The sequence below is a fragment of the Arthrobacter sp. zg-Y820 genome, from assembly GCF_030142155.1.
Lineage (GTDB): Bacteria > Actinomycetota > Actinomycetes > Actinomycetales > Micrococcaceae > Arthrobacter_B.
Map to the genome: position 1 here is coordinate 1,437,160 of NZ_CP126247.1, position 22,220 is coordinate 1,459,379.

Here is a 22,220-nt window from a genome sequence, read left to right on the forward strand (position 1 = left end):
ATCCCTCGGGATGCGCTATCGCAGAGCGAGTCCGTGTTCCTTCAGGGCTTCTTCGATGATGCGGAGGGCCTTGGGGCCGACCCCGTGCAGCCGGGAAAGCTCAGCGCGGTCGGCGTCCGCCAAGTCCTTCAGGGACGAATAGCCGGCAGCGCTGAGGCCGCGCGCTGCCGGCGTTCCTACCCCGGGCAGGGAGTCGAGTTCCGTTGTCATCACTCGACCCTAAGGCCGGCGCAGGGCACGCGTGAAGGTACCGGGGAAGGCAAGCGGAGGATCCGGGGGAGGGCAGGGGGACAAGCACGGGCCCAGGGCCGCAGCCTGGCCACATTCGGCGCGGTCAGCACCGGACGCCGTGGGCCGTGCGGACCGAACGTCGGGATCTATCGTGCAGATAACGGGGTTCGGGGTTCGCGGGATCTATCGTGCAGATAACGGTGCTTCGGGAAATCTATCGTGCAGATAAGGGGCTGAAAATGCCCGAAAACCGGCCTTTGAGCGCGTTATCTGCACTATGAATTCTCCGTTGTCCCGTTATCTGCCCGAAGGATGCCTGTCGGATGCGAAAGCCCCGCAACCAGGAGCAGCCCCGCCACCAGGAGCAGCCCTGCGGACAGCGGCTTAGGCCGCAGCCGGCCCGGCGGCCGTTGTTCCGCGCCGGCCGAACATCCGGTCGTAGAGCGTGCTGACTAGGAAGCCGATCAACAGCGCGGCCGCCAGGATCAGGGCAAGAGCCACAACATCGGCACCCAGACCGGTGTCGGTGCCTGAACCGAAGTAGAGGACGCTGCGGACGGCGTTGGCGATGTGGTGCAGGGGTTCCCAGGGCGCGATGGCCCGGAAGAAGCCGGGCAGCGCCTCGAGCGGCACCACGGCTCCGGATGAGGGCAGCCCCATGAGCACCAGGTAGATCATCGAGACCAGCAAGCCGGCGTTGCCGAAGACGGTCAGCAGGGCAAAAACCACGGCCGACACCGCTGACATTGCGAGCCAGCTGGTGAGGAACAGGGTTCCGCCGTTCGGCAGGGGAACGGCCGCGGCGGAGGCCACCCACATCACGACACCGGCTGCGGGTGCCGCCGCAGTGACGAAAATTCCCCACTTGAGCAGCATGGACAGCCACCGGGACGGTGTGGTCCGCCGGGCCACGAGGAACTGCGGTCCGATTTCCAGCGGAGTAATTCCCAGCCGGCCGTCCACCAGGACGTTCACGCCGATGGATCCGGTGAGCCCCAGCACGAGCAGCAGGATCGCGTAGTAGAAGGAACCCATGCCCAGGGCCGTGCCGTCTTCGACCGGATGGTAATTCTCGGTAATCACCTGGACGGGATCCTGAAGCAGAACCGCTGACGCCGCGCTGACGGTGGGGGCCAGCTGCTCCGCCAGCTGGGAGGGGGTGCCGGCCTGCTGCGCGGTGAGCTGCCGGGCGAAGGCCACGGTGGCCGGACCGCCCTTTGCTGCGGCTTCCAGGGTTCGGCGCGCCTGCTCATTCTGGGACTCCGTCAGCTGCTGTTCGACGGCGCTGCGGGCCTGGGCCTCCGCATCTTGTGCTGCGGCGGCGAGTTGCTCACCCAGGGACGCGCTGGCCTCGGCCAGACCCGGTTCAACGACGCCGGCCGCAAGGCGAGCGGCCAGGGCGCCGGCTTTCGGATCGGTGTAGACGCTGACAGCGGGGCGGGCCGACTGCTCCTGCGTCAGTGAACCGGTGACAAGTCCGGTTGCATCGGCGGAGAAGGAGGCAGGGATGACGACGGCGGCATAGACCTCTCCGTTCTCGAGCTGCTCCCGCGCGTCCGCCCAAGAGAGGACCTGAAGGTCCAGTTCCTCTCCCTCGGCGGCGCGGTCGGCGAATCCGTTCACGATCTCCCGTCCCAGATTCTGCGGAGCCGCTCCGTCGGCGCTCCCTTCAAGGCCGGTGTCCTCGTTCACCACTGCCACGGGGAAGTCCTTCAGATGCGCCGTCGGGTTGGCCAGCCCGCCCATGTAAAGGCCCGTGCCGACCGCTGCCAGCAGGACCACCACGAGCATGGGAAGCAGCCAGAACATCGGCGACCGGTAGGGGGAGGCGGGCCGCCGATCCTCCGGCCGGGCGGCGTGGCGGGGGCGGGCTGAAACGGGCGTGGACATGCGGGCATTCCTTCTCGAAGCTCACTGGATACACGAGTGTATTGACTGCCTCCGACGATACACCGATGTATCGTGGAAGGATGAACCCCGCAGGAAAGAGGACCGCCTTGGACGCAGCCGAACCGGCCAAACGGTCCCGAACCGCCACCCGCAACCGCCTGCTGGCAACTTCCGCCGACGTCTTTGCCGAGCGGGGCCTGGAGGGCGCCAGTGTGGAGGAGCTGTGTGCCGCTGCCGGATTTACCCGGGGCGCCTTCTACAGCAACTTCGCCACCAAGACCGATCTGGCGCTGGCCATGTATGAGGACCATGTCAGCCAGTTGGCCGCCCGGCTGCAGGACCAGCTCGACCATTGGCTGCAGCGCGGCGCGCAGGATCCGACCGCCGTCATCGAGCGCATCCTGGAAGGAATGGCTGACTTCACCTCGGACACCGTGTGGCACGCCGTTCGCCTGGAACTGCTGCTGGCCGCCCGGCGATCCGACCGAGTGCGGGTCTTCGTTGCAGGCCAGCGCAACATTCTGGCCGAAGCGGTGACCGCAGCGCTGCTCCGGGTGGCCGATGCCCAGGAAGCGGAGTTCACTGTCGACCCGGCGGAGCTGGCGCGGCTGCTGCTGGCGGTGTACGACGGCCGGCTGAACGAGCAGATCGCCGGCAGCGGCAATTCTGCCGCCAAAGTGAACCTCGTTTCCATCACCTGGTCGAACCTGACCCGGCCCAAAGCCCGTCCGGAGCCGTAACGAAGTCACCGGCTGCCGGCGGGCGGGGGTGCTTGGGTAGAATGGGAAGCGTGAATTCCTCAACCTCCGGACCTGCCTTCGAATCCTTCCGCACCATCGATCTGCGCGGGCAGCATTTGAGCCCGGCTGGTTTGAAGCACGCGATGCCGCGCGCCGAAACCACCACCGATGTGGCTTCCGACGCCGTCGCCGCCATCATCGCGGACGTCAGAACGCGCGGATATGACGCGCTCAGCGAGCTGGCCTCCCGCTTCGACGGCGTGGAGCAGCATCATCCGCTGGTGCCCCGCGAGGCGCTGCGCGAGGCGTTGGCGCAGCTCGATCCGCCCGTCCGGGCCGCCCTGGAAGAGTCCATCCGGCGGGCCCGGCTCTTTGCCGAGGCCCAGCGCCCGCAGAACACCGATCTGCAGATCGGGCCCGGCGCCAACGTTTCGCAGAACTGGCTCCCGGTGGGCCGCGTGGGTCTGTACGTTCCGGGCGGGCTGGCCGTGTATCCGTCGTCAGTGGTGATGAACGTGGTGCCCGCCCAGGCCGCCGGCGTCCCTTCGCTCGCCCTGGCGTCCCCGCCGCAGCGGGAGTTCGGCGGGCTGCCGCACCCCACCATTCTGGCTGCCGCGGAGCTGCTGGGCATCGAAGAGGTGTACGCCATGGGCGGCGCCCAGGCCATTGCAGCCTTCGCCTACGGCATTCCCGCGGCCGGAGTTAACCCGGAACTGGCGCCGGTCGACGTCGTCACGGGGCCGGGCAACGTTTACGTGGCGACCGCCAAGCGGCTGGTGAAGGGCGTCGTGGGGATCGATGCCGAAGCCGGTCCCACCGAAATCGCCATCCTGGCCGACGCCGGAGCGGATCCGCGCCTTGTTGCCGCTGACCTGATCAGCCAGGCCGAGCACGATCCCAATGCCGCCTCGGTCCTCGTCACCGATTCCCCGGACCTGGCGGGCCGGGTCCGGCATGAACTGGGCCGGCAGGTTCAGGCCACCCGGCACCGTGCCCGGGTGGAAACCGCGCTGTCAGGTCCCCAGTCCGGCACCATCCTGGTGGATGACCTGGACCAGGGGATCGCCGTCTGCAATGCCTACGGGGCCGAACACCTGGAAATCCAGACCGCCGGTGCCGCCGCAGACGCAGCCCGCATCACCAGCGCCGGGGCCATCTTTGTCGGAAACTACAGCCCCGTCAGCCTGGGCGACTACTGCTCCGGATCCAACCACGTGCTCCCCACGGCCGGGACTTCAGCCTTCTCCTCCGGCTTGAACGTGACCACCTTCATGCACGCCATCCAGGTCATCAACTATGACCGGGCTGCCCTGCAGGAAGTCAGCACCCATGTCGTGGCGCTGTCCCGGGCCGAGGACCTGCCCGCTCACGGCGACGCCGTGTCCGTCCGGTTCGAAGCCTGACCACCATATGTAGTAGCGGGTGCTACTACATATGGTGAGAGGCAGTTGGTGATGTCGGGGTTGCGGCTCTAGAATGAGTGCGCAGCTCAGCTCTGCTGCACCGGGACTGGTTCCCCGGTGCGGTCGGGTCCGGGATGCAGCCCGCTTCCGACCTCCAGCGAAAGGACTCCGGATGTACTGTCCGTTCTGCCGCAACGCTGATTCCCGAGTCGTTGACAGCCGTCTGGCCGACGACGGTTCGGCGATCCGCCGCCGCCGCCAGTGCCCCGAGTGCGGGCGCAGGTTCAGCACGGTGGAGACCACGAGCCTGAGCGTCATCAAGCGGTCGGGCGTGGGAGAGCCGTTCAGCCGCGGCAAGGTGATCAACGGTGTGCGCAAAGCCTGCCAGGGCCGGCCCGTCAGCGAGGACGACCTGGCCATGCTGGCCCAGGAGGTCGAGGAATCGATCCGTGCCAGCGGAGTAGCCGAAATTGATGCCCACGAGGTGGGACTGGCCATCCTGAAGCCGCTGCAGAAGCTCGACCAGGTGGCATACCTGCGGTTTGCCAGCGTCTACCAGGCCTTCGAATCGCTGGAGGACTTCGAGGCTGCCATAGCTGAACTGCGCGAAGAATCCCCGCGTGCTTCCACCGTCCCCGCCGGAGCCCAGCGGCCGCTGACCGCCCGCTGAGCTTCCCCGGAGCGGAGCCCCGAACCCTTCCCCGGAGCGGAGCCCCGAACCCTGAGACTCGAACCCTGAGACCCGAACAAAACCGGGCCCGGACGCAGCGGAAGCGGCGGCAGGTCTCCCCGCCGCCGCTTCCGAGCCGGCCCCCGCGTGGTGCGGGTCCTACTTGATGTAGTTGAAGTGCATGGCCGCCTGCAGGGCAGCGCCGACAATGCCGGCATTGTTCTTGAGGTTGGCGGTGACCAGCGGCGTGCGCAGGTTCAGCAGCGGCAGGAAGTCCTCGCTGCGCTTGGAGATGCCGCCGCCGACGACAAAGAGGTCCGGCGAGAACAGGAACTCCACATGGGAGAAGTACCGCTGGAGCCGCGTGGCGTATTCCTCCCAGGTGATCCCGTCGCGTTCCCGGGCGGAGGCGGAGGCCCGGGTCTCGGCGTCGTGCCCGTCAATCTCCAGATGGCCCAGTTCCGCATTGGGGACCAGCATGCCCCTGTAGATCAGCGCCGAGCCAATGCCCGTGCCCAGGGTGATCACCAGGACGGTGCCGTCCACCTCGCGGCCGGCGCCGTAGCGGGCCTCCGCCAGGCCGGCGGCATCGGCGTCATTCATGACCTGAACATCGCGGCCCAGCGCCTTGGTGAGCAGCGTGTCAACGTCCGTGTCAATCCAGCTCTTATCCACATTGGCTGCGGAGCGGGCAATGCCGTGCTGGATGATGGCCGGGAACGTGACGCCCACCGGAACCTCGGGGCCGGGGCCGTCCGGGCGGGAGGAGAGCTCCGCCACGATCTGGCCGACGACGCCGGCCACTGCTTCGGGTGTCGCGGGCTGCGGGGTGGGAATGCGGAACCGCTCGCCAACCAGCTTGCCCTTGGTCAGGTCGACGATGCCGCCCTTGATGCCGGTGCCACCGATATCAATGCCAATGACCGCGTTGGCGTCGCCGTGCTTACTCTTGTGTTTCTTGGCCATGGTTCTCCAGAAGTAGGTCTGTCTCGGCTGCGTGAACGCTGCTAAGGGAGGGTCAGGATTTCGGCGCCGGTGTCCGTCACGAGCAGGGTGTGCTCAAACTGGGCGGTGCGTTTGCGGTCCTTGGTCAGGACGGTCCAATTGTCGTCCCACATGTCCCACTCGATGGTGCCGAGTGTGAGCATAGGCTCAATGGTAAACACCATTCCCGGTTCAATGAGACGGCTGTAGGCCGGCGCGGCGTCGTAGTGCGGAATGATGAGCCCGGTGTGGAACGCCTCGCCCACACCGTGGCCGGTGAAATCGCGGACCACGCCGTAGCCGAAGCGCTTTGCGTAGGACTCGATGGTGCGGCCGATGACGTTGATCTCGCGGCCCGGCATGACTGCCTTGATGGCCCGGCGCAGGGATTCGGAGGTGCGCTCGACCAGGAGGCGGGACTCTTCGTCCACGTCGCCCACCAGGAACGTCCAGTTCGTGTCGCCGTGCACGCCGTTGAGGTAGGCGGTGATGTCGATGTTGATGATGTCGCCGTCGTTCAGCACCGTGGTGTCGGGAATGCCGTGACAGATGACCTCATTGACCGAGGAGCACAGGGACTTGGGAAAGCCGCGGTAGCCCAGGGTTGACGGGTAGGCGTGGTGGTCGAGCAGGAATTCGTGGCCCACACGGTCCAGTTCATCGGTGGTGACGCCGGGAACGATGTGCTTGCCGACCTCCACGATGGCCTGGGCGGCGATCTTGCTGGCGACCCGGATTTTCTCGATGGTCTCGGCGGACTTGACCTCGGAACCGGTGAACGGGGTGGGAGCTTCCTTGCCCACGTATTCCGGACGCGGGATTGACGCGGGAACCGGCAGGCGCGGGCTCACGGTTCCCGGAGCGAGACGGCCAAGGGGTGCAGTGGCAACAGTTTGGGGCATACCATCGATCTTATCGCCGGACGGCCCATGCCGTGGCACGGGGGTGCCCCACCCGGGGTTCGGAAGCATTTTTTGAAGGAGAGCACACCATGGCTGAGTACTGGTTCAATGTCGTCACCCACGAGGTCGAAAAGGGCCCCCAGTCCGACTGGACCAAGCTGCTGGGCCCGTACTCGACTCCCGAGGAAGCAGAACTGGCCCTGCAGAAGGTCCAGCAGCGCAATGAGGCCTGGGACAAGGAAGACGAAGAAAACCGCAACTGGTAGGCAGCGGCACCTGGACGCCTTCGGGGCGCCGAGATGGCAGTAAGTGCATGTCCCAGGGCTGGGACGAGCACTTACTGCCATCTCGCGGAACTGCTGAGCCGCGTGCGGTACCGGAACGCATTACGCGTATAGGGCGCCCACCATTGAGCCGAGCCCGCCGGCCAGGACGTGAGCCTGGGACAGCGGCATCCACCAACACTCCCAGCGTTTCGGCCCGCCGCCGTGTTCGGGATCGTCTTCACCGGCTTGCCAGCGTTCACTGAGGGGACGTGCAGCGGTGGTGAGGAGGAAAAAATGGCGGGTGGCTATTTCGAACCGGGCCGGGGAATAGTCGTACGCCGCGGTCCCCAGGTTCCGCACCACTGTCGCACCCAGACCGGTTTCCTCCCGCACTTCCCGAACCGCCGCTGCTGCCGGAGCCTCCCCAGGGCGCACCGTTCCCGCCGGCACCTGGACGCCGGCCACTTCCAACGGAACATCGAGATGGGTGAAAACCAGCAGGTGTTCCTGGCAGACCACATAGCAGACGGCTTTGGTGCTGGTGCTCTTCTCCATCGGATGAGCCTACATTCCGGCTGCGTTCGGCGGCCCGGGGCTGCGCGGGCAGCAACGGTTCAGGTTTCTTGGCCTTTTGCGGCGCCTGAGCGCGTGCCGGCGGGGATACGGCGGGTTCGCGCACCAGTTCCCACCCTTTGTGACGCCTGTTACTGGTGGGACCACATTAGTAACAGGAATGCACAGACAGTGGGAACCAGCGCGGCTGAGGCCGAGCAAGGCCCCGCCAGGCGGACCTGCCCGCCGGGAGGCGGCCTTGGAGCGGGAGGCGGAACGCCGATCCGCTCCTAGAAGCTGTGCTCCGGCCCCGGGAACGTGCCGCTGCGCACTTCATCGGCGTAGGCGCGTGCCGCGGAGGACAGGACCGAGCGGACATCCGCAAACTGCTTGACGAAACGCGGCAGCTTGTCCCCGCGCATTCCGGCCATGTCCTGCCAGACCAGGACCTGCCCGGTGGTGGCGTTGCCGGCGCCGATGCCGATGGTGGGAACGGCAACGGCGGCATCCACCTCGGCGGCGACGTCGGCCGGCACCATTTCCATCAGGACACAGAAGGCTCCCGCCTCGGCCAGGGCGGCGGCGTCGTCGAGCACTGTCCGGCGCGCGTCGCCGCGGCCCTGCACCCGATAGCCGCCCAGGGCATGCTCACTCTGCGGCGTGAAGCCCACATGCGCCATCACCGGAATCCCCGCGGCCACCAGAGCGCTGACGTGCGGCGCGTAAAACGCACCGCCCTCCATCTTGACCGCGTGCACCAGCCCCTCCTTGAGGAGGCGGATGGAGGACTCGACGGCCTGCGCGGGGGAGATCTCGTAGGAGCCGAAGGGCAGGTCGCAGACCACCAGGGCGCGGCTCGCTCCGGACGTCACCGAACGTGCGAACACGATCATCTCGTCGAGCGTGATCGGCAGCGTGGTGGCGTGGCCCATGACGTTGTTCGCCGCCGAATCACCCACCAGCAGCACCTCGATGCCGGCCTCGTCGAAGATGGCGGCGGTGTACTGGTCATAGGCGGTGAGCATCGCGAAATGCTGTCCTGAATCCTTGATCTGCTGCAGGTGCGGGATGCGGATCCGGCGCGGTCCGGCGGGTTTCCCGGGGGCAGCGGAGCTGGCAGGTCCGGCAGTGTAGGGGGCGGGGTGTTCGGCGTCGGTCATGCGCCGAGCCTACTAAACAAGCGCGGCGTTGCGGCCCCGGTCCCGCAAGCCGGTACCGCTGACTGCGGCAGCCGGCGGCGGCACGCAGGCACAAGCCGGCGGCGCGTGCAGTGCCGGCCGGCGTAATGCGGTGCCGCGCCAGCCTGCGACGGCGGTAATCCGCCGCGGGATAGGTAGAGTGAAGGAAGGCTTGAAACGCAGGGGCTGCCCGGAAGGATCCGGGTGCGGTCCCACAGTCCAGAAAGAGGGTAGGGATGAACCGCCAGCAGGAATTCGTTTTGCGCACCATCGAAGAGCGAGACGTCCGGTTTGTGCGGTTGTGGTTTACCGATGTTGTGGGCACGCTGAAGTCGGTGGCGCTGGCCCCCGCCGAGGTGGAAGGCGCCTTCGAGGAGGGCCTGGGCTTCGACGGTTCCTCGATCGAGGGCCTGGCCCGCGTCTTCGAGTCCGACATGCTGGCCCAGCCGGACCCCTCCACGTTCCAGATTCTGCCCTGGCGCGGTGACTCCGAGCAGACCTCCCGGATGTTCTGCGACATCCTCACCCCGGACGGCCAGCCCTCCGCGGCCGATCCCCGCAACGTCCTCAAGCGCCAGCTGGCCAAGGCCGCTGACATGGGCTTCACTTGCTACACCCACCCCGAGATCGAGTTCTACCTGCTGAAGTCCGATGAGCTCGGTCCCGACGGCGAGCCCGTCCCCGTGGACCGGGCCGGCTACTTCGACCACGTTCCCGGCGGCGTGGCCCAGGACTTCCGCCGCACGGCTGTCTCCATGCTCGAAGCCGTGGGCATCTCGGTGGAGTTCAGCCACCACGAGGCCGGCCCCGGCCAGAACGAAATTGACCTGCGCTACGCTGATGCGCTGCAGACGGCCGACAACATCATGACGTTCCGCACCGTGGTCAAGGAAGTGGCACTGACCACCAGCTGCTACGCCACGTTCATGCCCAAGCCGTTCTCCGACCACCCCGGTTCCGGCATGCACACGCACCTGTCCCTGTTCGAGGGCGACACCAACGCGTTCTTCGAAGCCGGAGCCGAGTTCCAGCTCTCCCGCACCGCCCGCCAGTTCATCGCCGGCGTGCTGCGCCACGCGCCGGAGTTCACCGCGGTGACGAACCAGTTCGTCAATTCCTACAAGCGGCTCTGGGGCGGCGGCGAAGCCCCGAGCTACGTGTCCTGGGGCCACAACAACCGCTCCGCCCTGGTCCGGGTTCCGCTGTACAAGCCGGGGAAGGGCCAGTCGGCGCGCATCGAATACCGCGGCATTGACTCAGCAGCCAACCCGTACCTGTCCTACGCCGTCCTGCTCGGCGCCGGGCTCAAGGGCATTGAAGAGGGCTACGAGCTGCCCGCCGGCGCAGAGGACGACGTCGAGAGCCTCTCGGCGGCCGAACGCCGCGCCATGGGCCTGGATCCGCTGCCGGCCTCGCTGCACGACGCCGTCCGGGCCATGGAAGAGTCCGAACTGGTGGCCGACATCCTGGGCGAGCAGGTCTTCGAGAACTTCCTGCGCAACAAGCGCGCCGAGTGGAACGAGTACCGCCAGCACGTCACGCAGTTTGAGCTGAAGAAAAACCTGGGCATTCTCTAGCCACCCGCCGGTACTGAGCGTTACGGAGGAATGAAGGATATGGAGGACCTCCTATGAGTCTCACCCGCCGGCTGATTGCCGCAGGCTTCACGGACCTGGAAAAAAGCAGCCGCTTCCTGCAGGCGCCCGAACTCGAGGGGCTGGACGAAGCGGTGCTGTTCACCGGGTTCCTGCAGGCCGCGGACCCGGACCTGGCCCTGCAGTCACTGGTGCGGCTGCTGGACCGGGTGCCCGAGCTGCGCGAGCTGGTCGAAGGCGGCGAAGAGGCAAGCGAAGCCCTCTTCCGGCTGCTGGGCGCCTCCGAGGCGCTGGCCGAATTCCTCATGCGCCACCCCGAGGCCGCCGACAGCCTGCGGGTGCCGCTGCGCGCTGAACCGGCGGAGGTACCGGGAGACATCCTCCGCGCGTCGCTGCTGGAATCGGTCAAGGCCGGCACCGGGGACGCTCCGGTGGCGGGCCTGACGGGGACCGAGGCGTACGTGGCCCTGCGTGCGCGGTACCGCAAGCACCTGCTGGACCTGGCCGTGCGCGACCTGGGGGCGGCGTCGCCCGCCGATGTCCTGCCCGCCGTCGGGCGCGAGCTCGCTGACCTGGCCGGCGCCGCCCTGGAGGCCGCGCTGGCGGTCTCCCGCGCGGAACTCGCCGCCAGCTATTCGGCGGAGGACATTTCCCGGGTGCGCCTTGCCGTGATTGCCATGGGCAAGTGCGGAGCCCGGGAGCTGAACTACATTTCCGACGTCGATGTCATCTACGTGATGGAATCCGCCGGGCTCGACGAGACCCTGGCCGCGAAAATCGGCACCGCTCTCGCCGCCGGCATCTCCCGTGCGATCAACGCCTCGGCGCCCGAGCCGGCGCTGTGGGAGGTGGACACCAACCTGCGGCCCGAGGGCAAGGACGGCCCGCTGGTGCGCACCCTGGACTCCCACCTGAGCTACTACACCCGCTGGGCGCACACCTGGGAGTTCCAGGCGCTGCTCAAGGCCCGCGCCGCCGCCGGGGATCCCGACCTGGGCCGGCGCTACGAGGAAGCCGTGGCCCCGCTGATCTGGTCCAGCACCGAACGCGAGGGTTTCGTGGAGTCGGTCCAGGCCATGCGCCGCAGGGTGACCGACAACATTCCCGGCCACGAGGAGGCCCGCCAGCTGAAGCTGGGCAGCGGCGGCCTGCGCGACGTCGAATTCACCGTCCAGCTGCTGCAGCTGGTGCACGGCCGGACCGATGAAACGCTGCGGGTGCGCGCCACGACGGCTGCCATCGCGGCCCTGAGTGAGGGCGGCTACATCGGGCGCAGCGACGCCGTCGACCTCGACGCCGCCTACCGCTACCTGCGCGTCCTGGAGCACCGCATCCAGCTGGTGCATATGCGCCGCACGCACCTGATGCCGGACACCGAACCGGCCCTGCGCGCCCTGGCCAAGGCCGCCAGCGGTTCGCTCGCCGTAGGCCGGCCCACCGCCGAACGGCTGACCGACACCTGGCAGCGCACCAAGCGCCTCGTCCGCCGGCTGCACGAAAGCATCTTCTATCGCCCGCTGCTGAACACCGCCTCCAACCTCAGCGTGGACGAGGTCAAGCTCTCTCCGGCCGCCGCACAGGCCCGGCTCGCAGCGCTGGGTTATGCGGATCCGAAGGGGGCCATGCGGCACATCGAGGCCCTCACCGTCGGGATCAGCCGCCGCGCCGCCCTCCAGCGCCAGCTGCTGCCGGTGCTGCTGGGCTGGCTGGCCGACGGCGTGGACCCCGACGCCGGGCTGCTGGGCTTCCGGCGGCTGAGCGAGTCGCTGGGGGAGACGCACTGGTACCTGGGGATGCTGCGTGATTCCTCGGCCGCGGGGGAGCGGCTGTGCTCCATCCTGTCGTCCAGCCGGTTCATCACGGACCTGCTCGAGGTCTCGCCCGAAGCCACCGCCTGGCTGGCCACCGACAAGGACCTGACCCCGCTGTCGTTTGACGCGCAGTGGCAGGAAATCCGGTCCAAAATGTCCCGCCACCCCGATCCGCGGGCGGCCATGCGGCTGGTCCGCCTGATCCGGCGCCGGGAAATGCTGCGCATCGCGCTCGCCGACAGCGCCGGGCTGCTGACGCAGGAGGAAGTTGGCCGGGCGCTCGCCGACGCCGACCGGGCAGCGGTCCTGGGGGCGCTGCACGTCGCCGAGGGCGAGGTGTTCGCCGGCGAGGAGAAACTCACGGACATGCTGGTGGTGGCCATGGGCCGCCAGGGCGGCCGCGAAATCGGCTACGGGTCCGACGCCGACGTCCTGTACGTCCACCGTGCCGTGCCCGGGGCCGACCCGGGCGCTGCCCAGTCCCAGGCCGAACGCATTGTCGGCCAGCTCTCGGCCCTGCTGCAGCAACCGTGCACGCCGGCGATCCTGGCGGAAAAAGTGCTGGTCCTGGATGCCGGCCTGCGCCCGGAAGGGCGCAACGGTCCGCTGGTGCGCAGCCTGGGGTCCTACCGCGAGTACTACAGCCGCTGGTCGCTGATCTGGGAGGCGCAGGCACTGGTCCGCGCCCGCCCGATGGCCGGCAGCGACGACCTGGCCGAGGACTTCATCGACCTCATCGATCCCATCCGCTACTCAGCCGGCGTGAGCGAAAACGACATCCGCGAGATCCGCCGCATCAAGGCGCGGGTGGAAAATGAACGACTGCCCCGCGGGGCGGATTCCTCCCGGCAGCTGAAGCTCGGCCGCGGCGCCCTCAGCGACGTCGAGTGGCTGGTGCAGCTGCTGCAGCTCGAGTACGCCGGCACACATCCGGAGCTCCGGACCACCGCCACGCTGCCGGCGCTGGACGCAATCGCGGCTGCCGGCCTGCTGCCCGAGGCGGATACGGCCATCCTGCGGGAGGCTTGGCTGCTCGCCAGCCGGATCCGAAGCGCCAACGTCATCCGCGGCGGACGGAACCCCGACGTGTTGCCTTCCTCACGTCGGGAGCTCGAGGCAGTGGCCCGCTGGTGCGGCTACGGCGCCGGCCAGGGAGGCGTTTTGGAGGAAAACTACCTACGAATCACGCGCCGATCGCGGGCAGTCTTCGAACGCTGGTTCTACGGCTACAACTCCCACTGACCCCGGAGCCGCCAGTCTCCCGGTTAGTTCCTGCGCCGTGCGCTCGGTAGTCTCTATGAGGCATTATCGGCATTTCTGTGCCGTTTCGGAACATCTAGGAGACGTTTTCACCTTGCATACTGGCAAACGGGCCCTCCGGGGCCGGGCTAAGTTCGCCGCGCCCTTCATAGCGGTGACCGCGGCCATCGCACTGCTCCTTGGCGTCCCCGCAACCGGGGCCTTCGCAGCAGATACCACCGGCGGCGTCTCGGGCCAGAGCTTCGCCGTCGGCACCGACACCACGTTCGCCCCCTTCGAATTCCGCCAGGACGGCGAACTCGTGGGCATCGACATGGACCTCATCAACGCGATTGCCGAGGAGGAGGGATTCAGCGTCGACATCCGCTCCCTCGGTTTTGACGCGGCCCTGCAGTCCCTGCAATCCAACCAGGTGGACGGCGTCATCGCGGGCATGTCCATCACCGAGGAACGCCAGAAGGTCTTCGACTTCTCGGACCCCTACTTCGAATCCGGCATCCAGATGGCTGTCGCGGAGACGAACGACGAGGTTTCCAGCTACGAGGACCTGGCCGGCAAGCGCGTGGCGGTCAAGACCGGCACCGAGGGCCAGACCTTCGCAGAATCCATCAAGGACGAGTACGGCTTCAGCGTGGTGGCGTTCGCGCAGTCCGCGCAGATGTACGACGACGTGAAGTCCGGCGGTTCCGTGGCAGTCTTCGACGACTACCCGGTGCTGGCCTACGGCGTCGCTTCCGGCAACGGGCTGAAGACCGTCACGGAGAAGGAAGCCGGTTCCTCCTACGGCTTCGCCGTGAACAAGGGGACCAACCCCGAACTGCTGGAGGCCTTCAATGCCGGCCTGGCCGAGCTGAAGGCCAGCGGTGAATACGACGAGATCATCGACCGCTACCTGGACGCCGGTGCCAAGGATTCCAGCTTCTGGTCGCTGGTCACCGACAACGCCCCGGCCTTCGCCAAGGGCATGGGCCTGACCCTGCTGGCAACCGCCCTGTCGCTGGTCTTCGCCCTGGTGCTAGGTGTGCTCTTCGGCTTCTTCAAGGTTGGCAACAACGTCATCCTGCGCGGCATCGCGACCACCTACGTGGCGATCTTCCGCGGCACTCCGGTGCTGGTCCAGGCGTTCTTCTTCTACTTCGGGCTGCCGCAGCTGATCGGCCAGCCGGTGGACGTGCTGACCGCCGGCGTGCTGACCCTGTCGCTGAACGCGGGCGCCTACATGACCGAAATCGTGCGCGGCGGCATCCAGTCGGTGGATCCGGGCCAGATGGAAGCCTCCCGCAGCCTGGGCTTGGGCTACGGCAAGACCATGCAGAAGGTCATTATTCCGCAGGCCGTGAAGATCATGACGCCGTCCTTCATCAACCAGTTCGTCATCACCCTGAAGGACACCTCACTGCTGGCCGTGATCGGTTTCGCCGAACTCACCTACCAGGCCCAGCAGATCTACGCCGTGAACTTCCGGACCGCCGAGGTGCTGCTGATCGTTGCGGCCCTGTACTTCATCGTCATCACGCTGCTGACCAAGCTGGCGGATGTTCTGGATAAGAGGTTTAACAAGTGAGCAAGATCGTAACCCGCGGACTGCGCAAGTCCTACGGATCCAACGAGGTCCTCAAGGGCCTGGACGTCTCCGTCGCCGAGGGCGAGGTGGTGTGCGTGATCGGCCCGTCCGGTTCGGGCAAGTCCACCTTCCTGCGCTGCCTGAACAAGCTCGAGGACATCACGGCCGGCGAGGTCGAGGTCAACGGCTACAGCCTGACCGACCCGAAGGTGGACCTGAACAAGGTCCGCCAGAACATCGGCATGGTCTTCCAGCACTTCAACCTGTTCCCGCACATGAGCGTGCTGCAGAACGTCATGCTCGCGCCGCTGGAACTGAAGAAGGGTTCCAAGGCAGAGGTCCGCGCGAACGCCCTGCGCCTCCTGGAACAGGTGGGACTGGCCGACAAGGCCGACGCCCGCCCGGCGCAGCTTTCGGGCGGCCAGAAGCAGCGTGTGGCCATTGCGCGGGCGCTGGCCATGGCTCCGGACATCATGCTCTTCGACGAAGCCACCTCCGCGCTTGATCCGGAAATGGTCGGCGAGGTCCTGCAGGTCATCCGCGACCTGGCCAAGGCCGGCATGACCATGGTCGTCGTGACCCACGAGATGGGCTTTGCCCGCGAAGTGGCAGACCGCGTGATCTTCATGGCTGACGGCGTCATCGTGGAAGAGGGCGTGCCGGAGGACCTCTTCTCCCGGCCCGAGCAGCCCCGGCTGCAGGACTTCCTGGCCAAGGTGCTCTAGCTCCGCTTGTGGCAGCGCCGGGATGTCCGGCGCCACCGCGACGACGGCGGCCGTTCCCTCCGGGGGCGGCCGCCGTCGTCGTACTCCGGCCGGTTCGGTGGGTTCCCGCGTGACCAGACCCACGTTGAAGCGGCCAGACCGGGCTCCTAGACTTAATGGTGGCCGGGATTTGTTGGCGGCGCGGCGAAATTCATCCGCCCGCCAGTCCCCGCCTTGGAGCGGACGAGCCGTTGCGCCGTCCGGTACCTCATCTTCCGGCAATGACGGCGTTCTGCCTCCCGGAAATCTCCACCACAACGATAGGAGTCCCATCCATGCCGAAGCATGCTGCGCAAACCCGGAACCGTACCGGATCTTCCCTGACCGCCCAGATCACCGCTATCGCTGTTGGCTGCGTCCTCGTGGCCGGCGGGGTGTCGGCCGCCGAAATCAGCATTTTGAACAACGCGCGTGTTGATGCTTCCGTCAGCGCTGAGCTGGTGTCCTAACGAAGCAACCGGACTGCCCGCCGTTCCTGGCCGGGTTTCTGCCAGGAATCGGCTACCGTAAGAAATGTGGGCCGTACGAGCCCGGCGCCGCTATCCAATCCAGGAGAACCCCATGACATCGCCACTGCCCGGCTGGTACCAGGATCCGCTGAACCCGGACCAGCTGAAATGGTGGGATGGCCAGCAGTGGAGTGCTCACACCATGCCGCTGCCGGCGGCCGACACTGCCGACTCCTTCAGCCCGGTGCAGCCCGCAGCGCCCACGGCCCGGGAGGACCAATCCCCGGAGGCATTCGACGTCCCGGCCGCCGCCGAGGACGTGCCGTCTTATCCCGGCAGCCAGGGATATCCCGGCGGCCAGCAGCAGGCTTTTCCGCCCTATTCCGGCTATCCGGGGCAGCAGTCGGGCCATCCGGGGCAGGCCCAGGGCTATACGGACCAGGCCGGGCATGTTGGCTACCAGAACTACCAGCAGGGGTACGCCGGCTCCCGGCCCGCATACTCCGGCTACCCCGGATATCAGGGCTTTCCCGGCTATCCTGCGCGGACCCGCAGCAATCCTGTCGCCCTGACCGGCTTCATCCTGGGAATCGTATCCCTCTTCCTGTTCTTCATTCCGTTCGTGGGCACCGCCGTGGGTCTTGCCGCGGGAGCCTTTTCCGCCATCGGGCTGTCGAACCAGAGCGACCGGGCACCGATGTACAAGGTCTTCGGGGTCATCGGCCTGGTGCTGGGCATCATCTTCACGCTTTTGTCGGTCCTGGTCCTTTTCGTGTTCCTCTCCAGTTCCCTTTATTACTAGGGATTCCTGGCCGACAGTCCGCGGCAATCCGTTTGGTGAGCATCTGCTTGCCACCTGTGGTTTCATGGCCTTGGGTCCGGGCGAAACGGGACAGCTCATCTTTTAGCCAGTACCGCCGGAGAGATTCAGCTCCGGTGGCGCAGTCGGTTAAGGGCGGCCGTTCGGTCCCCGGACTCTTTCCGCAGCGATAATATTCCCACCCTCCACCTCTTGTGCCCGCAGTAGCTAGTGTTACTATTTAGCAGTAGTCAGTATCGCCAAGTAGTACGGAGGGGCCTTAGTGGCCAAGCAGATGACCGAGATGCTCAAGGGCACTCTTGAGGGCATCGTCCTGGCGATCCTGGCCGTGCGGCCGGCGTACGGCTACGAGATCACGGCCCGGCTGCGCGAGCAGGGTTTCTCGGACATCGTCGAGGGCACGGTCTACGCACTGCTGGTTCGAATCGAGAGACGCGGCCTCGTGGATGTCGAAAAGGTCCCCTCGGAAAAGGGCCCGCCCCGCAAGGTTTATTCGCTCAACGCCCTGGGCGGAGAGTACCTCGAGGAGTTTTGGGGTTCATGGGGATTCCTCGCAGAACGGATCGAACAGCTCCGCCGCCGGATCAACAACCCGCAGCAAGGAGAGTAGCCATGGCCGCAAAATGGATCGAGCAGGTGACCGGCTCGTTCGAGGACAAGAAGCGCTGGCGACAGTACAAGGCCCGCAAGGAAGAGCTCCCCGCCAACTACCGCACGGCGGTCGAGGGACTTGAACGGTATTTCATGTACGCCCGGCCGATCGCCAACGGCAGGATCCTGGTCCAGATGCACGATGACCTCGCGGACCTGTTTGAACGAGCCGCTGCCGATGAGACACCAATCCGCGACATCGTCGGGAATGATCCGGTGGAATTTGCTGACACCTTTATCCAGAACTACGCGGACGGCCAGTGGATCAACAAGGAGCGAAAGCGCCTGAACGACGCGATAGAGCAGGCCGCCCGCGAGCCGTAACCGAGCACAACCCGAGCCGGAACCGGAGAACCGGACATGACCACCTACCAATCACCTGGCACCGCCATACGGGTCCAGGGAATCCAGAAGTCATTCAAGGACCTGCACGTACTGCGGGGGGTCACCTTCGATGTGGGCCGGGGGAGCATCTTTGCGCTGCTCGGCTCGAACGGTGCAGGCAAGACCACGCTGGTGCGGATACTGGCGACAACATTGACGGCCGACGCCGGCAGTGCCACGGTCTGCGGCTTCGACGTCGCCGCCAAACCCGGCGGCGTCCGCGGGTCGATCAGCCTGACCGGCCAGTTCGCGGCAATCGATGACGTGCTGACAGGCAGGGAGAACCTTGTCCTTATCGCCAAGCTGCGCCAGCTGAAGAAACCCGGCAAGATTGCCGACGACCTGCTCGCCCGGTTCTCGCTGAGCGATGCCGGAAATCGCAGGGCTTCGACCTACTCGGGCGGCATGCGCCGGCGGCTGGACATTGCGATGAGCCTCATCGGCCATCCGCCGGTCGTCTTCTTGGACGAGCCGACCACCGGCCTCGACCCCCAGGCACGCATCGAGGTGTGGCAGACCATCAGGCAACTCGCCGACAACGGCACCACGGTGCTGCTCACGACACAGCATCTCGACGAGGCGGAGCATCTCGCCGACCGGATCGCGATCCTCCACAGGGGCACGATCATTCAGAACGGCACCCTCGCTGAACTCAAGCAGCTCCTTCCACCCGCCAAGGTCGAGTACATCGAGAAGAGGCCCTCCCTGGAGGACGTCTTCCTCAGCCTTGTTGGGGGCAGCGACGGCCCGGTTTCTTCGGGAGAGGACCTGAGATGACCACGCACACGCTCGGCAACACACGTGTCCTGACCGGACGGTCGCTGCGCCACATCCAGCGCAGCCCCGACACGATCATCACCACCGCCGTTACGCCCGTCGCCCTGATGCTCCTGTTTGTCTACGTCTTCGGCGGCGCGATAAACACCGGATCCGACGAGTCCTACGTGAACTACATGCTTCCCGGCATCCTGCTGATTACCATCGCGTCCGGCGTCGCCTACACTGCCTACCGGCTTTTCCTTGACCTGCAGGGCGGCATCTTCGAACGCTTTCAGTCAATGCCCATCGCGAGGTCGAGCGTGCTCTGGGCGCACGTCTTCACCTCCCTGGCGGCGAACCTGATCTCCATCGCGGCGGTCACCGGCGTCGCGCTGATCCTGGGGTTCCGCAGCGGAGCCTCAGCGGCTGCGTGGCTCGCCGTCCTGGGAATCCTGCTCCTGTTTACCCTGGCGCTGACGTGGATCGCTGTGCTTGCCGGGCTCTCGGCCAAGACTGTCGACGGCGCGAGCGCGTTCAGCTACCCGCTGATCTTCCTGCCGTTCATCAGCTCGGCCTTCGTTCCCACCGGCACCATGCCCGGCCCGGTGGCCTGGTTTGCCGAGAACCAGCCCGTGACATCCATCGTGGACACCATCCGGGCCCTGTTCGCGCAGCAGCCCGTCGGCAGCGACATCTGGATAGCCCTCGGCTGGCTCGCCGGTATCCTCGCTCTGGGCTACGCCTTGGCGACTGCCAAGTACCGCAGCAAAATCACCTGACCCCGAACCCAGCCCCGAAATGGCACAAAGTGCTCGTCTGAGCGCTGAGAAGAGCACTTTCTGCCATCTCGGGGGGTGGGGGCGAAACAAAAAAAGAGTCCGCACGTGCAGCCGTCACCGAAGTGCCGGCCGCTCGTGCGGACTCCCTGCGGACTGAACCCGGTTCAGCCGCGGATGCTAATTAGCAGCCGTAGTACAGCTCGAACTCGTACGGGTTCGGGCGCAGCAGGAGCGGCTTGATCTCGTATTCGCGCTTGTACTCGATCCAGGTGTCAATCAGGTCCTGGGTGAAGACACCGCCGGCCTGGAGGAACTCGTTGTCGTTCTCCAGGGCCTCCAGTGCTTCTTCCAGGGAGCCCGGTGCCAGCTGGATGCCGCGGGCCTCTTCCGGCGGAAGCTCGTAGAGGTCCTTGTCGATCGGGTCCGCCGGCTCGATGCGGTTCTTGATGCCGTCCAGGCCGGCCATCAGCTGGGCCGAGAACGCCAGGTACGGGTTCGAGGAGGCATCCGGGGCGCGGAACTCAATGCGCTTGGCCTTCGGGTTCGAGCCCGTGATCGGGATGCGGATACCGGCCGAGCGGTTGCCCTGCGAGTAGACCATGTTCACGGGAGCTTCAAAGCCCTTGACCAGGCGGCGGTAGGAGTTCACCGTCGGGTTGGTGAAGGCCAGGACGGCGGAAGCGTGCTTGAGCAGGCCGCCGATGTACCAGCGTGCGACGTCGGACAGGCCGGCGTAGCCCTTCTCGTCGTAGAACAGGGGAGTGCCGCCGTTCCAGAGCGACTGGTGGCAGTGCATGCCCGAACCGTTGTCGCCGAAGATGGGCTTGGGCATGAAGGTTGCGGACTTGCCCCAGGCATCCGAGGTGTTCTTGACGATGTACTTGAACTTCAGCAGATCATCGGCAGCATGCGTCAGGGTGGTGAACTTGTAGTTGATCTCTGCCTGGCCGGCGCCGCCGACCTCGTGGTGGGCGCGCTCAACCTCAAGGCCGGCGTTGTCCAGCTCGACGCAGATGGCGTCGCGGAGGTCGGCCTGCTTGTCCACGGGAGCTACGGGGAAGTAGCCGCCCTTGAACGGCGTCTTGTTGCCGAGGTTTCCGCCTTCTTCTTCGCGGCCGCTGTTCCAGGGCGCCTCAATCGAGTCGACCTTGTAGAAGCTGCCCTGCGGGGAAGACTCGTACTGGACGTTGTCGAAGATGAAGAACTCGGCCTCGGACGCGAAGTACGCGGTGTCGGCAATGCCGGTGGAGGAGAGGTAAGCCTCGGCACGCTCGGCCACGCCGCGCGGGTCGCGGTGGTACGGCTCGCCCGTGCGGGGGTTGACGATGGAGAAGTTCAGCGCCAGGGTCTTTTCGATGCGGAACGGATCCAGGAACGCCGTGGTGACGTCCGGGATCAGCTGCATGTCGGATTCGGCGATGCCCTGGAATCCGCGGATGGAAGAACCGTCGAAGAGCTGGCCATTGATGAAGAACTCTGCATCGACGGATTTTGCCGGCACGTTGAAGTGCTGCTGCACTCCGGGGAGGTCGGTGAATCGGACGTCGACGAACTTGATATCTTCGTCAGCGATGAACTTGAGGACTTCGTCCGCAGTTTTGAACATCGGTATTTTGCTCCTTTTACACATTTGGGTGGATGACTCCGGGCTGCCCGGCCTGCCCACGGACGGAACTTGCTTCCCTGTCAACTTCTTAGAACTGTAGGGGGAGCAAATTTCTCGGCCGTGACGGCCGTGTTTCAGGCAAGTAACGCTAGCCGAAGTCTCCTTACTACCCTAGCGTGAACCGGCCTCAGGGAGCATTCGCGGGGGCCGGGCGCTTCACCGGGGCCGGGTAGTCTTAAGTCGTGGTTGATAGAAGAGACATAGGTTCGTGGCTGGAAGGCCCTCCCTCCGACGAAAGCTCCTGGCCCGGCAAGCGCCTCGGCAGGCCCAAGACGGGACCCGGCAGCATCGGCCGGGTCGGCCCGCGGCTCGGGGCAATCCTCATTGACTGGGCCATCGCCTCGGTGATCTCCTACGCCTTCTTCGGCGGCTCCTCGACAGCAACGCTCGTCATCTTCGCCGTGGAACAGCTGGTCCTCGTGGCGTTGCTGGGCTACGGCATCGGGCACCGCGTGTTCAGCCTGCAGGTCCAGAAGCTCGACGGCACACCGGCAGGCCCGTTGGCGGCCCTGGTCCGGACCCTGCTGCTCTGCGTCGTGATTCCCGCCGTCGTGTTCGACGCCGACCAGCGAGGCCTCCACGACCGCGCGATGGGCACGGTCCTCGTCAAGGTCCAGCACAAGCGCTAAGGACGACGACGGCGGCCGCTCCACTCCGAGCGCCGCCGCGCACTGGTTCCCACCGTGTGTTGCCTGCTGGGGCTGGTGGAACCCCTTGGGCCCCATGCGCCACAGAGGGTGGGATCCTGTGCAGCCGAAAGCCTCCCGCCCGTCCGATGTACAGCTAACGGGCCTATCCCGCACTGAAAAGCCCATCATCCGTACTACGAACGGACGTACGCCGGACGACGACGGCGGCCGCTCCACTCCGAGCGCCGCCGCGCACTGGTTCCCACCGTGTGT

General features: G+C 66.3%; 22 protein-coding genes. 15 read left to right on the forward strand and 7 right to left on the reverse strand.

Annotated features, from left to right (window positions below; translation table 11 throughout):
- Positions 1-15 precede the first annotated feature (15 nt).
- Complete coding sequence (locus QNO08_RS06385; protein ID WP_229966965.1) at positions 16-210, reverse strand: helix-hairpin-helix domain-containing protein; 195 nt, start codon at positions 208-210, stop codon at positions 16-18.
- A 405-nt stretch (positions 211-615) separates the two neighbouring features.
- On the reverse strand, positions 616-2,121 hold the full coding sequence (locus QNO08_RS06390) for a YhgE/Pip domain-containing protein (RefSeq protein WP_229966964.1): 1,506 nt from the start codon (positions 2,119-2,121) through the stop codon (positions 616-618).
- Positions 2,122-2,228: 107 nt separating this feature from the next.
- Between QNO08_RS06390 and QNO08_RS06395 the strand changes: the two genes are divergently transcribed.
- From QNO08_RS06395 to nrdR, 3 genes are all read left to right on the forward strand, one after another.
- Positions 2,229-2,861, forward strand: a complete 633-nt coding sequence (locus tag QNO08_RS06395) for a TetR/AcrR family transcriptional regulator (RefSeq protein ID WP_284155652.1) — start codon at positions 2,229-2,231, stop codon at positions 2,859-2,861.
- Positions 2,862-2,902: 41 nt separating this feature from the next.
- Positions 2,903-4,264 carry a histidinol dehydrogenase gene (gene hisD / locus QNO08_RS06400; RefSeq protein ID WP_229966962.1) on the forward strand — a complete coding sequence of 454 codons (1,362 nt, stop codon included), beginning with the start codon at positions 2,903-2,905 and terminating at the stop codon, positions 4,262-4,264.
- Between the two features lie 172 nt (positions 4,265-4,436).
- On the forward strand, positions 4,437-4,934 hold the full coding sequence (nrdR, locus tag QNO08_RS06405; protein WP_229966961.1) for a transcriptional regulator NrdR: 498 nt from the start codon (positions 4,437-4,439) through the stop codon (positions 4,932-4,934).
- Between the two features lie 159 nt (positions 4,935-5,093).
- On the opposite strand, the gene ppgK is transcribed toward nrdR, so the two are convergent.
- Positions 5,094-5,900 (reverse strand): polyphosphate--glucose phosphotransferase, encoded by an 807-nt coding sequence (gene ppgK, locus QNO08_RS06410; protein ID WP_229966960.1) that lies wholly within the window; start codon positions 5,898-5,900, stop codon positions 5,094-5,096.
- Positions 5,901-5,941: 41 nt separating this feature from the next.
- Positions 5,942-6,820 (reverse strand): type I methionyl aminopeptidase, encoded by an 879-nt coding sequence (map, locus tag QNO08_RS06415; protein ID WP_229966959.1) that lies wholly within the window; start codon positions 6,818-6,820, stop codon positions 5,942-5,944.
- A gap of 89 nt (positions 6,821-6,909) precedes the next feature.
- Here map and QNO08_RS06420 point away from each other — a divergent pair, with 89 nt between their 5' ends.
- Positions 6,910-7,086: an SPOR domain-containing protein gene (locus QNO08_RS06420; RefSeq protein WP_229966958.1), complete on the forward strand. Its 177-nt coding sequence runs from the start codon at positions 6,910-6,912 to the stop codon at positions 7,084-7,086.
- Between the two features lie 120 nt (positions 7,087-7,206).
- On the opposite strand, the gene QNO08_RS06425 is transcribed toward QNO08_RS06420, so the two are convergent.
- Both QNO08_RS06425 and panB read right to left on the reverse strand, forming a co-directional pair.
- The gene (locus QNO08_RS06425; protein ID WP_229966957.1) at positions 7,207-7,641 is read right to left on the reverse strand and encodes an NUDIX hydrolase; all 435 of its coding nucleotides are present in this window, start codon (positions 7,639-7,641) and stop codon (positions 7,207-7,209) included.
- Positions 7,642-7,928: 287 nt separating this feature from the next.
- Complete coding sequence (gene panB, locus QNO08_RS06430) at positions 7,929-8,798, reverse strand: 3-methyl-2-oxobutanoate hydroxymethyltransferase (RefSeq protein WP_229966956.1); 870 nt, start codon at positions 8,796-8,798, stop codon at positions 7,929-7,931.
- Between the two features lie 254 nt (positions 8,799-9,052).
- Between panB and glnA (QNO08_RS06435) the strand changes: the two genes are divergently transcribed.
- The 10 genes from glnA (QNO08_RS06435) to QNO08_RS06485 all read left to right on the forward strand — a co-directional run bounded on the left by glnA (QNO08_RS06435) (position 9,053) and on the right by QNO08_RS06485 (position 19,652).
- The gene (gene glnA, locus QNO08_RS06435) at positions 9,053-10,393 is read left to right on the forward strand and encodes a type I glutamate--ammonia ligase (RefSeq protein WP_229966955.1); all 1,341 of its coding nucleotides are present in this window, start codon (positions 9,053-9,055) and stop codon (positions 10,391-10,393) included.
- 53 nt (positions 10,394-10,446) lie between these two features.
- Positions 10,447-13,464 (forward strand): bifunctional [glutamine synthetase] adenylyltransferase/[glutamine synthetase]-adenylyl-L-tyrosine phosphorylase, encoded by a 3,018-nt coding sequence (locus tag QNO08_RS06440; RefSeq protein ID WP_229966954.1) that lies wholly within the window; start codon positions 10,447-10,449, stop codon positions 13,462-13,464.
- 112 nt (positions 13,465-13,576) lie between these two features.
- Positions 13,577-15,046, forward strand: a complete 1,470-nt coding sequence (locus tag QNO08_RS06445) for an amino acid ABC transporter substrate-binding protein/permease (protein WP_442860527.1) — start codon at positions 13,577-13,579, stop codon at positions 15,044-15,046.
- On the forward strand, positions 15,043-15,771 hold the full coding sequence (locus QNO08_RS06450) for an amino acid ABC transporter ATP-binding protein (RefSeq protein WP_229966953.1): 729 nt from the start codon (positions 15,043-15,045) through the stop codon (positions 15,769-15,771). Before QNO08_RS06445 ends, QNO08_RS06450 begins: the two co-directional genes overlap by 4 nt.
- Positions 15,772-16,085: 314 nt before the next feature.
- Complete coding sequence (locus QNO08_RS06455) at positions 16,086-16,259, forward strand: hypothetical protein (protein WP_229966952.1); 174 nt, start codon at positions 16,086-16,088, stop codon at positions 16,257-16,259.
- Positions 16,260-16,371: 112 nt separating this feature from the next.
- Positions 16,372-17,061 (forward strand): DUF2510 domain-containing protein, encoded by a 690-nt coding sequence (locus QNO08_RS06460; protein ID WP_229966951.1) that lies wholly within the window; start codon positions 16,372-16,374, stop codon positions 17,059-17,061.
- Between the two features lie 280 nt (positions 17,062-17,341).
- Positions 17,342-17,689, forward strand: a complete 348-nt coding sequence (locus QNO08_RS06470) for a PadR family transcriptional regulator (protein ID WP_284015969.1) — start codon at positions 17,342-17,344, stop codon at positions 17,687-17,689.
- Between the two features lie 2 nt (positions 17,690-17,691).
- On the forward strand, positions 17,692-18,054 hold the full coding sequence (locus tag QNO08_RS06475; RefSeq protein WP_229966950.1) for a DUF1048 domain-containing protein: 363 nt from the start codon (positions 17,692-17,694) through the stop codon (positions 18,052-18,054).
- A 36-nt stretch (positions 18,055-18,090) separates the two neighbouring features.
- Positions 18,091-18,891, forward strand: a complete 801-nt coding sequence (locus QNO08_RS06480; protein WP_229966949.1) for an ABC transporter ATP-binding protein — start codon at positions 18,091-18,093, stop codon at positions 18,889-18,891.
- On the forward strand, positions 18,888-19,652 hold the full coding sequence (locus QNO08_RS06485; protein WP_229966948.1) for an ABC transporter permease: 765 nt from the start codon (positions 18,888-18,890) through the stop codon (positions 19,650-19,652). Before QNO08_RS06480 ends, QNO08_RS06485 begins: the two co-directional genes overlap by 4 nt.
- 181 nt (positions 19,653-19,833) lie before the next feature.
- Here the strand turns inward: QNO08_RS06485 and glnA (QNO08_RS06490) are convergent, their stop codons facing one another.
- Positions 19,834-21,258 (reverse strand): type I glutamate--ammonia ligase, encoded by a 1,425-nt coding sequence (glnA, locus tag QNO08_RS06490; protein ID WP_229966947.1) that lies wholly within the window; start codon positions 21,256-21,258, stop codon positions 19,834-19,836.
- A 242-nt stretch (positions 21,259-21,500) separates the two neighbouring features.
- On the opposite strand from glnA (QNO08_RS06490), the gene QNO08_RS06495 reads away from it, so the two are divergent.
- Positions 21,501-21,947: an RDD family protein gene (locus QNO08_RS06495; protein ID WP_229966946.1), complete on the forward strand. Its 447-nt coding sequence runs from the start codon at positions 21,501-21,503 to the stop codon at positions 21,945-21,947.
- Positions 21,948-22,220: the final 273 nt, after the last annotated feature.

Coding starts and splice junctions, on each gene's coding strand:
- hisD (WP_229966962.1), top strand. CDS start 2,903: ATGGGAAGCGTGAATTCCTCAACCTCCGGACCTGCCTTCGAATCCTTC.
- ppgK (WP_229966960.1), bottom strand. CDS start 5,900: ATGGCCAAGAAACACAAGAGTAAGCACGGCGACGCCAACGCGGTCATT.
- QNO08_RS06440 (WP_229966954.1), top strand. CDS start 10,447: ATGAGTCTCACCCGCCGGCTGATTGCCGCAGGCTTCACGGACCTGGAA.
- QNO08_RS06420 (WP_229966958.1), top strand. CDS start 6,910: ATGGCTGAGTACTGGTTCAATGTCGTCACCCACGAGGTCGAAAAGGGC.
- QNO08_RS06480 (WP_229966949.1), top strand. CDS start 18,091: ATGACCACCTACCAATCACCTGGCACCGCCATACGGGTCCAGGGAATC.
- QNO08_RS06425 (WP_229966957.1), bottom strand. CDS start 7,641: ATGGAGAAGAGCACCAGCACCAAAGCCGTCTGCTATGTGGTCTGCCAG.
- map (WP_229966959.1), bottom strand. CDS start 6,820: ATGCCCCAAACTGTTGCCACTGCACCCCTTGGCCGTCTCGCTCCGGGA.
- QNO08_RS06385 (WP_229966965.1), bottom strand. CDS start 210: ATGACAACGGAACTCGACTCCCTGCCCGGGGTAGGAACGCCGGCAGCG.
- glnA (WP_229966955.1), top strand. CDS start 9,053: ATGAACCGCCAGCAGGAATTCGTTTTGCGCACCATCGAAGAGCGAGAC.
- QNO08_RS06475 (WP_229966950.1), top strand. CDS start 17,692: ATGGCCGCAAAATGGATCGAGCAGGTGACCGGCTCGTTCGAGGACAAG.
- QNO08_RS06390 (WP_229966964.1), bottom strand. CDS start 2,121: ATGTCCACGCCCGTTTCAGCCCGCCCCCGCCACGCCGCCCGGCCGGAG.
- glnA (WP_229966947.1), bottom strand. CDS start 21,258: ATGTTCAAAACTGCGGACGAAGTCCTCAAGTTCATCGCTGACGAAGAT.
- QNO08_RS06455 (WP_229966952.1), top strand. CDS start 16,086: ATGCCGAAGCATGCTGCGCAAACCCGGAACCGTACCGGATCTTCCCTG.
- panB (WP_229966956.1), bottom strand. CDS start 8,798: ATGACCGACGCCGAACACCCCGCCCCCTACACTGCCGGACCTGCCAGC.
- QNO08_RS06460 (WP_229966951.1), top strand. CDS start 16,372: ATGACATCGCCACTGCCCGGCTGGTACCAGGATCCGCTGAACCCGGAC.
- QNO08_RS06485 (WP_229966948.1), top strand. CDS start 18,888: ATGACCACGCACACGCTCGGCAACACACGTGTCCTGACCGGACGGTCG.
- nrdR (WP_229966961.1), top strand. CDS start 4,437: ATGTACTGTCCGTTCTGCCGCAACGCTGATTCCCGAGTCGTTGACAGC.